The following is a 9,614-nucleotide window of genomic DNA, read 5'->3' as shown; positions in this document are numbered from 1 at the left end:
CAATATCGGCGACGAAATGCTCGCTGGGAGTGATCTTCACATTGGGCAGGGGAGACGTCCGGGCTTCGATGGCGCCGCCGAGCGCCATGATCAGGGCGACGGTCGATGAACCCGGGTATTTCTGAAACACCTGACGCAGCATCGGAAGCCTGGTGGAAGCCATCGGTCCATCATGCAGGCGAATCATCACCCGCGAGATGCCCTTGTTCTGGAGCTCGGCCAGCGGTTCGATCTTGGTCCCGCGCAACTTGGTGCCCTTGTCTCCGCGATCCACGGTGCCTGTCAACCGCACGACCCGTTCCGGCACGATCATCTCGGCATGGTCTCGATAGAGGTCGGGGAAGGCTATCACTTCTATCACGCCGTGTAAATCCTCGAGGGTGATGTAGGCCATGCGATCGCCCTTTTTGGTCAGCATGGATTTCACCGCCGTGATGATGCCGCAGAGTTTCACTTCGCGGCCGTCCGGCACATCGGCCACCTGCATGCTCGTCGTGTTGGAGAAGAGTTGGATGGCGGCTTCGTAGCGGGCCAGCGGATGCGCGCTGATGTAGAAGCCGGTCAACTCGCGCTCATACTTCAACAACTCACCCTGGCTCCACTCGGGCACATCGGGCAAGGCCGGTTCATCGAGCGTTTGCGGCAGGCCCGGCATCTCGTCGCCGAAGATGCTGGTTTGGCCGACCGCGCGTTCCTTTTGAATGCTCACCCCTTCGTCCATCGCCTGATCGAGGACGGCCAGATATTGCGAGCGCCGCCCGCCCATGGAGTCGAAGGCTCCCGCCTTGATCAACCCTTCCATCATCCGTTTGTTCAGCTTGCGGAGATCGACGCGGCGGAACAGATCGAAGAACGAGCGGAACGGTCCGCCTTCGTTGCGCGATTCGATGACCGCCTCGACGGCGCCTTCGCCGACATTTTTGATCGCCGCGAGCCCGAAACGGATACTCTTGTCGACGACGGCAAAATCCTTTTGGCTTTGATTCACGTCCGGCGGCAGCACGGGAATACCAAGCCCGCGGCATTCGGTGAAGTAGCCGACGATCTTATCCGCGTTGCCCATGTCGGTCGTCATCAGGGCGGCCATGAACTCCGTCGGGTAGTGTGCCTTCAGATAGGCCGTGTGGTAGCACACCACGGCGTAGGCCGCCGCGTGCGACTTATTGAACCCGTAGCCGGCGAACTTTTGAATCAGCTCGTACAGTTTGTCGGCTTTTTTCTCCGGGATTTTTTTCTGCTTCGCGCCTTCCAGGAACTTGACCCGGAGCTTTTCCATTTCCTCCGGCTTCTTTTTTCCCATGGCGCGACGGAGAATGTCCGCTTGCCCCAGCGAGAACCCGGCCACAGTGTTCGCGATGGCCATGACCTGTTCCTGGTAGACGATGACGCCATACGTGTCCTTCAGGATCGGTTCGAGCTCAGGCATCTCGTAGGCGATCGGAATTTTTCCCTGTTTGCGTTTGATGAAGTCTGGAATCAGATCCATCGGACCGGGACGATACAGCGCGATGATGGCGATGATGTCCTCGAACCGGTCGGGCTTGAGGCCCATCAGCAGGTCGCGCATCCCGGAACTTTCCAACTGGAACACCCCGGTGGTTTTGCCGGACGAGAGCAGCGCGAAGGTGGCCGGATCATCGAAAGGCAATTGTTCAACCTTGAGAGGCGGCTGGCCGGGGCGGCCCTGGTTGACGAGGGACTCGGCCCGCTGAATCATCGTCAAAGTCTTCAACCCAAGGAAGTCGAATTTCACCAGGCCGATTTTTTCGACATCACCCATGGAATATTGGGTGACGATTTCGTCTTTGGGACCTTTGTAGAGCGGGACATGTTCCGTGAGCGGCTGATCGGAGATGACAATGCCGGCCGCGTGTGTGGAGGCGTGGCGTGCCAGCCCTTCCAGCGACTGCGCGACCGACATGAGTTCCTTCACCTTGACATCTTTGTCGACGAGTTCCTTGAGGCGCGGTTCCTGCTCGAGCGCCTTGTCGAGGGTCATCTTCAAATCATCCGGCACGAGTTTGGCGATCCGGTCCACTTCCGCGTAGGGCATCTCGAGGACGCGGCCCACATCGCGAATGGCCGCCTTGGCCTTCATGGTTCCGAAGGTAATGATTTGCGCGACGTGGTCTTCGCCGTATTTGTGGATGACGTAGTTGATGACTTCGTCCCGGCGATCCATGCAGAAGTCCATGTCGATGTCGGGGAGGGACACGCGCTCGGGATTCAAGAATCGCTCGAACAGGAGCGAGTAGACCAAGGGATCGAGGTCGGTGATGCGCAGGGCATAGGCGACGAGGCTGCCGGCGGCGGAGCCGCGCCCCGGTCCCACGGGGATGCCGCGCGAGCGCGCAAACTTGATGATGTCCCACACGATGAGGAAATAGCCGGCGAATCCCATCGAGCAGATGACCGCGATTTCTTCTTTCAGCCGGACCTGATAGGCGATCTCGGGAATGGAGCTCGGGCGTTCCTTGAGGCGCGCCGCCAGGCCTCTTCCATTACAAGCGCTGCTCGACGTAGGTTTTGTAGTGAACCTTCCAGTACTTTTGAACTGGGGAGATAGGTTTTGTTGAGCGCCAGTTCAGTGCAGGCTTCGCGCTTGATCTTGACGGTGTTGGATACGGCCGTCGGCATTTCTTTGAACTCGACCAGCGCCTGCTCCGTGGATTTCACGTAGAGCTGGGTCCGTGTCGAACTTCGCCGCGAGTTGGGATCGTTGATCGTTTTGCCGGTCTGCAAGCACAACATGAGGTCGTGCGGGCGTTCATCTTCTTTCTTGAGGTAGTGACAGTCGTTGGTCCAGCCAGAGGGGATGCCGAGCTTCTTATGGATGTCGAAAGCAGCCCGTCGTTGGCGATGCGCTGATGTTCCAGTCCGTTGGCGGCACAGTTCGAGATAATAATTGTCCTTGCCGAAGATCTCGTGATACTCACCGGCCGCCTTGGTGGCGCCGGCCAGATCTTTTCTGTCCGATGAGATGGGCGACTTCTCCGCTCCAGAGCCCTTCTGACAGGCCGATGAGACCTTCCTTAATTGCTGCTGTAAAATTTCCTTATCCATCCGAGGCTTATATTAGAAACCTTCAAAGTGGGTTTGCTCACCAATTTGATGAGTTATGGTATCCCTTGAGTTGTGGCCAGGGATGAGGGTGGCAAAGTCGTTGTGCGCGAGGTGTGAATTCTTCTCCAGCCGGCTGCCCGGCACCATGCTTAGGCTTCACGCCGGTAATCTGAGTTTGACGCCAGCCACAAGCGCTTCCAGTCTAAACTCCACCGCGCCGAACATGTTGCCCGTGATCGGTCATCGCAACGGCCGGTTGCTGGCGAACGACTTCACCTGCTGCATCAGGGGGTCGATCTGATTGGCGCCGTCGAGAAGGCTGTATTGGGTGTGGAGATGGAGATGAACGAATTGTGATGCCACGGGGTCCGATTGTAGTGAGGGGGAAAGTTGAAGTCAAACGAAAGGGGGAGGAGGAGGGCGGGTGGCCGGGAGAGCCTCCGTGCTCGCGCAACGCGCGGGCTCAGAAGCCCCTCGTTGGACGCGCGCAGTTGGAGGCTCCCCCCGGCCACCCGCCTGTGATGAATATGAGCGGTCGGTGAGAGCGATAGGCCGCGCACAGTCGGAGACCACCAGACCACCCGCCTTGAACAGAAGGAGAGGATTCGGAGGGCGTTCAATGCACCGATAGACTAGATGCGTCACCCGCCGGTCCCTCATTCTCTCCATTGACAGTTTTCGTTGCCGAGACTAGCCTGTCGTTGATTTTGCGTAGGCGATGTTCGGCGGCTTACTTGTGAAGATCCGAGTCTCGACAACCCGGCTCGTGAACAGGTTGCTTCAATGGCGGAACCAAAAGACGAGAAACCGAAACTGCCGCTGGCCGGTCTGATGGCGTTGCTGTTGGCCGCAGTGAGCAGCCTGATCATTTATCAGGGCCCCATCAAGACTTCGCGACCGATCGACAAGGAGGCGGAGAAGTCTGCCTTGGTTGTGCGCGATCGGGTCCAATCCCGCCTCTGGCAGGATCCGTTCGAGGCGGTGGCGACCCATCAACAGAAAGAAAAAACCGCCGGAAGCGGTAGGGAGCATGAACACCATGCCTCGCCTGGTCTGGTCGATGGCGCCCAACTCACCAAGGGATCATTCTCGTTTGTGTTACTCCCGGTGTTTGTGGATGGGAGTCCCTATGCGAGTGGTGTGGAATCGAGGTTGCGCGATCGCTACGCGTTGGTGTCGGCGCTGGGCGCAGCCGGGTACTTGCCTGAATCCGGAGAATCCATCCGCTACTTCGAATGGAACTCGGCGGTGAATGCGCACACGATCGTGCCTTCCGAGTGGTTCCTTCCAGGGCCAGGCTTGTCCAAGCCCGACGAGCAGGGCAAGCAGGAGGCGCAGCATATTCTGGTCCTCTGGCTCAAAGAGCAGGATCTCGGTTCGAAGCCATTGCACGAACTGACGAGCTTGGTGGGCCATCTCAAGGAGAAGCTGAACGCAACCCCCTCCGCCTATCGGATACTCGGGCCTCGCACCTCCGGGTCGCTGAGCGCCATGCTGGAGGAACTCAAACCGACTGCGGCAACGCCCAAGCCGGTCGCATCCACCCTGTTGAAGGACGCGCAATTTTATTCTTCCTGGGCCACGGCTGCCGACCCGATTCTCTTGGATGAGGCGTCTGGTCCGCCGACGGCCAAGCCGGTCGAAGATCGGTTCGCCGCTGCAGGCCTAAAGTTGATCCGCACGATCGGCTCCGACGATGCGCTGGCGAAAGAATTGGTGCTGGAGTTGGCGCGTCGTAAGATCGATCTGACTGCATCCGCGGAGACCCCTCACATTGCGCTGATCTCAGAATGGGACACCCTCTATGGGCGATCCTTGCCACGCACCTTCGTGGCGGTCGCTAAGGGACTGGCGGAAGAAGCAGCCGCGAGGAAGGCCAAAACAGCAGCAGAGAGGAAGCCCGTTCAGACATTGGCGCAGCACCTCGATGCACTTCGTCAGGAGCGGTATCCGGACTGGGTGCATCGCTATTCGTATTTGGCCGGCCTTGACGGTGAATTGCCACCCAAGGAAAACGGAAAGGATGCGGGGAGCGCTAAGGGCAAACCGGGTGAGAAGGGGCTGGGGGCTGAGCCGGTCGAGGACGCGCCAGTGGGACGGAGTCAGCTCGACTATTTGCGTCGTCTGGTGGAGCAATTGAAGCAGGAAGAACTCACCGCCGATGGCGAGTTCAAGGCCATCGGGGTGCTGGGCAGCGACGTCTATGACAAGCTCATGATCTTGCAGGCGTTGCGAAAAAAATTCCCTCACGCGCTCTTTTTTACGACCGATCTCGATTCCCGGTTGACCCATTCGAGTCAATTGCCCTGGACGCGCAATCTGGTCGTGGCTTCCCATTTCGGGCTTGAACTGGCCCCCCGCCTTCAGACACCCATCCCGCCGTTTCGCGACAGTTACCAAACCGCCCTCTTTTATTCGGTGCTGCGGGCTGTGGGTCATCTCCAAGTAGTGGATGGGACACAGGAGCTTCAACGGCCTGGGCGGCAATCCTTTTCGGCTGACGTGCTGCCGCGCCTCTATGAAGTCGGCCGACATGGCGCCGTCGATCTCAGTCCTGATCCGGTGCATCAGTCCAGTGCACCGTCCAGCATTCATCCGCCGCGTCCTGATGTCGATCCTGTCAGCGGGGCACTGCGGCTTCCCTCGTGGCGCACGATTCTGTTGCTCCTGACTGCCGTCGGCCTGATGTTCTGGTGTGCGATCTTGATCAACAGCGAACTCTGGGCGATGTGGCGACGCTCCAGGCTGAGTTTTTTTGCCGGCCCGCTGCTGGTGGGCCTGCTTGCAGCCGGGCTGCTCTGCAGTGCGAGGCTGGACGGCACGAACGGGGAACCGTTTTCGTTTACCGACGGAATCAGCGTCTGGCCGACGACGAGTTTGCGCTTGCTCGCGTTTATGCTCTGCGTGATCTTCTTCGCCCATTCCTGGTGGCGGTTGTGGGAAAGCGATCGGACATTGATTCGGAGATTTCGATTGCTACGGCTTGATGCGCTGCTATCGCGCCGGTTCCGTTCGTGGATCGGCATCCACCGTTGGTTGCCTCCTCTCCTTGGTCATGCGGAGGCACGGGAGCTCTGGCACGAGTATCGTCTGTTAGGGGCGTGGAGAGAACGACTACGGCGCGTGGTGCCGCAGGTCGTGGTGTATGGATGCTTCGGGTTCGTCTTGCTGTTGCAGTTCGGTTTCCCCGTCACGCCCTGTCGGGGCGATGCCTGTTTCACACTCAATTCGCTCATTCTGGGGGTAAGCGTCGTCGCCATGACCTTGCTGATGTTTTATGTCGTGGATGCGACTCGACTCTGTCGTCGTCTGATTCTGATCATGATCGGCACGAGGATCGAGTGGCCGGAACGGCTGCTCGCGCGGGAGGCCGCCAAGCTTGGCGTGGAGCAGGCCTACGTACACGAATGGCTCGGCATTCAGTTCATTGCAAAGCGCACGGCGGTCATCAGCGCCATGATCTACTATCCGTTTGTGATCGTGTTTTTGATGGCCGTGGCGCGGCACAGTTATTTCGATCGATGGGATTTTCCGGCGGGCTTGCTTGTCATTTTTACCCTGAACGCGCTCTATGCGTTCGGCAATGGTGTGTTTCTGCGGCGATCAGCCGAGGAAGCGAAGCGCGAAGCGGTTCGGCAATTGCAACACCGGCTCAAAAGCTTGTCCGACGAGCCCGTCAGTAAACAGACCAAACGCCGCCACATCGAACGCATGGTCGAGCTGATCGAACAGACCAGGGATGGGGCATTTCTGCCCTTTACGCAGCATCCATTGTTCGGCGCGATCGCATTACCGACGGGCGGCACGGGCCTGGTGTTCCTGCTGGATTACCTGGCCACGCTGTTCTGACGGAGAGCTGTTGGCGGATCGCCCGCCAGGGCCGCTGGAAGGAGCCCCGTATTCATGCATAGAAAATCTCCCCGCTCCGGCAAACGATCTGCCGCGCCGGCGCTCGCGAAGGCGGTCCGCACACAACGCGAACCGCTGGAACAGTCGCAGGTCTTGATCTCCAAAGCGTGGGAGGCCACAACCGCACGACAGGCGGCGTCGTTGGCACGTCAGGCATTGGAGATCTGTCCCGATTGTGTGGATGCCTACACAGTATTGGCAGAGTCCGAAGCGCGTTCGGCAGAGGAAGCCTGTCAGTGGTATCAGCAGGGAGTGGAGGCCGGACGACGCCGTCTCGGCGAGACAATGTTTGCGCAGCAGTCGGGCCACTTTGGGCAACTGCCTGAAACGAGGCCCTACATGCGTGCGCGTCAGGGCTTGGCCGACTGCCTCTGGGCGCTCGGCCGGAGAGCGGAATCTCTCGCCCATAGCGAAGCCCTCTTGGAACTGAACCCAGACGATGACCAGGGGATTCGACACGGCTTACTGAGCCGATATCTGACAGCGGGACATGTGGCAGGAGCAGAACGTCTCTTGCATCGGTATGCGCAAGATTCGTCCGCGGCATTTCTCTGGAGCCGCGTTCTCCTTGACCTTCGACGCGAAGATCAGGCCGCGGCAAAGGACGACTTGCGAGCGGCGATGCAAGGCAATCCCCATGTGGCCGACTTGTTCAGCGGGAAACGGACACCGCCGGCCCGATTGCCGGAACGGTTCACGCCGGGAGACCGGCATGAGGCGGCCCTCTATTTTGCGGGGTTTGCCGAGGCCTGGCTCGCATCTTCAGATGCGATGGAATGGCTGATGGATCAATTGACGAAGTGATTCACCCCACAAAGGTCTCATCAGCATCGGGAGACTTCTCGCAACCTTCCCGTCCTTGCGTCGCGGTAACAGACCTGATACAGTGCAGCTGTTCGCGTAAGACCTTCTGTAGCTGGGGGCAGCAGCCCTTCAATCTCTGAAGTCTTACGCGATTGTTGTTTGTACCCGCAGATGTGCCGTTTCCGCTGAGCCTACTGCCGAAGGTTGCTCCTCCGTCGTTCGCACTGCCAGCCCGTCACTGCCGTGGGAATCTTTTTTACCTGTCTAGAGGTGTTTCGTTGGTTCATGAATTCTGTTTTGGTTTCCGGGCATTCCTTCGCCATGCGGCAGGGAGCCTGTATCACATGATCATCGTCGCGATGGGCGCGGGTATTGCGCTCCTCCTGCCGGCCGGCGCCAGGCAGTTCCTGTCGTTCTGGTCGCAGGTCGAACATGATAAATTCTCGCTGATCGCCGTGGAAATGACCGCCGCCGTTGTGTTCATGGCCTGCTTCACCGCGATTCATCGCAGTGTGCGGGATCGATCGCTGGCGGCAGCTGCCAGGGGGGCGGGGCTGGTCTCTTTTTTCCCCCGTCCTGCGCCCGAGGCACAGCGACGCATCGCCGCGTTGAAGGAAGGGCAGGGGGCCGGTCGCACGGTCATGGTGATCGGGTCCAGCGGATCCGGGTCCCTGGTGGACCAGGTGGGAGATCTGTCATCCGTGCTCGACAAGTGTCTGGAGGCGAAAATCTTTCTGGTGAACCCGTTTAGTCAGGATGCGCGTACGCGGATGGAGGCCCTGACGTCTCCTCCCGCCACGCTGCCGGCCTTTCGTGAAGAGGTCCGGCAGAGCATCGCGCTGCTCAAGCGACTGAAGGCGCTGGGTAAAGTTGTAAAGTTGAAACTCTATGCTGATCCTCCATTGGTGAAACTGGTGATCCTCGGTGATTACATCTGGCTCCAGCATTACCATGCTGATCTGGACGGGCAGAACATGCCGGAGTATGTATTGCAGCGAAATCCTGCAACGCATGGGCTCTATTCGTTTTACGCGCACTATTTTATGCAGCGCTGGGAAAGTGTCGATAGTCCGGAATATGATCTGGATCGGGATGAGCTGGTCTACCGTACCCGAACGGGTCAAGAGATCCGGCGCGAACCGGTTGAAATTGGCGCGGCACCCGCCGGGAGTTCGATCGCGGAATCTTCGTCGGTCGGAACTCGCGGAGTGTTTCAATTGCGGCATGCCCCGGGACCGTATCTCCCGGTGCGCGGGTACGATCTCGACTAGGTTGACTCGTCCGCCCAGGCCACACACCCTTGATGAAACATGGGCGGTGGCTAGAAGATGAGAAATAGCCGCACAGGTGGTATGACTATGGCCTACTTTTACAAGAGAGGCTGTCGCAACTCATGCGAAGACGGTCGAAAGACTCACGCCTATGAGTAACGGAATCGCATCCGGCGCAACCAGGTCGGAGATGGCACTGTTTTCCTATGGCTTCAGGCCGTTTTTTTTGGGGGCGGCCTTGTTCGCCGGTCTCGCGGTCCCTGCCTGGATCGTGATGCTTGCGGGTGGCGGTGGCTCAACTGCTCTGGCTGCCCCTCGTGAATGGCATGTGCACGAGATGCTGTTCGGATTCTTACCCGCGGTCATCACCGGCTTCGTGCTGACGGCCGTTCCGAATTGGACCGACCGGCCGGCAATTAAAGGACGCCTGTTGATCGGTCTGTTCTGCCTGTGGGCGGCCGGTCGCGTGGCACTGGCGTTGCCATGGTTCACACCGGGGGTGAGTGGCCTGATCGATGCCGCCTATCTCCTTGCCTTATCAGGAGTGATCTGGCGCGAAATCGCGGC

At 59.1% G+C, this 9,614-nt stretch carries 4 protein-coding genes and 1 pseudogene; 4 read left to right on the top strand and 1 reads right to left on the bottom strand.

Going from position 1 to position 9,614, the window contains the following annotated elements; genetic code table 11:
* Positions 1–2,572 (bottom strand): annotated as a pseudogene (gene dnaE / locus KF814_19115) (DNA polymerase III subunit alpha).
* A gap of 1,274 nt (positions 2,573–3,846) precedes the next feature.
* On the opposite strand from dnaE, the gene KF814_19110 reads away from it, so the two are divergent.
* The 4 genes from KF814_19110 to KF814_19095 all read left to right on the top strand — a co-directional run.
* Complete coding sequence (locus tag KF814_19110) at positions 3,847–6,912, top strand: hypothetical protein (protein ID MBX3238264.1); 3,066 nt, start codon at positions 3,847–3,849, stop codon at positions 6,910–6,912.
* A gap of 54 nt (positions 6,913–6,966) precedes the next feature.
* Positions 6,967–7,776: a hypothetical protein gene (locus tag KF814_19105; GenBank protein ID MBX3238263.1), complete on the top strand. Its 810-nt coding sequence runs from the start codon at positions 6,967–6,969 to the stop codon at positions 7,774–7,776.
* Between the two features lie 344 nt (positions 7,777–8,120).
* Positions 8,121–9,047: a hypothetical protein gene (locus KF814_19100; GenBank protein MBX3238262.1), complete on the top strand. Its 927-nt coding sequence runs from the start codon at positions 8,121–8,123 to the stop codon at positions 9,045–9,047.
* Between the two features lie 151 nt (positions 9,048–9,198).
* Positions 9,199–9,614 (top strand): NnrS family protein (locus KF814_19095; GenBank protein ID MBX3238261.1); only part of this gene is annotated, 416 nt, incomplete at its 3' end.

The sequence above is a fragment of the Nitrospiraceae bacterium genome (genome assembly GCA_019637075.1).
Lineage (GTDB): Bacteria > Nitrospirota > Nitrospiria > Nitrospirales > Nitrospiraceae > JAHBWI01.
This window is presented reverse-complemented; position numbering and strand designations above follow the sequence as displayed.

Coding starts and splice junctions, on each gene's coding strand:
- KF814_19110 (MBX3238264.1), top strand. CDS start 3,847: ATGGCGGAACCAAAAGACGAGAAACCGAAACTGCCGCTGGCCGGTCTG.
- KF814_19105 (MBX3238263.1), top strand. CDS start 6,967: ATGCATAGAAAATCTCCCCGCTCCGGCAAACGATCTGCCGCGCCGGCG.
- KF814_19100 (MBX3238262.1), top strand. CDS start 8,121: ATGATCATCGTCGCGATGGGCGCGGGTATTGCGCTCCTCCTGCCGGCC.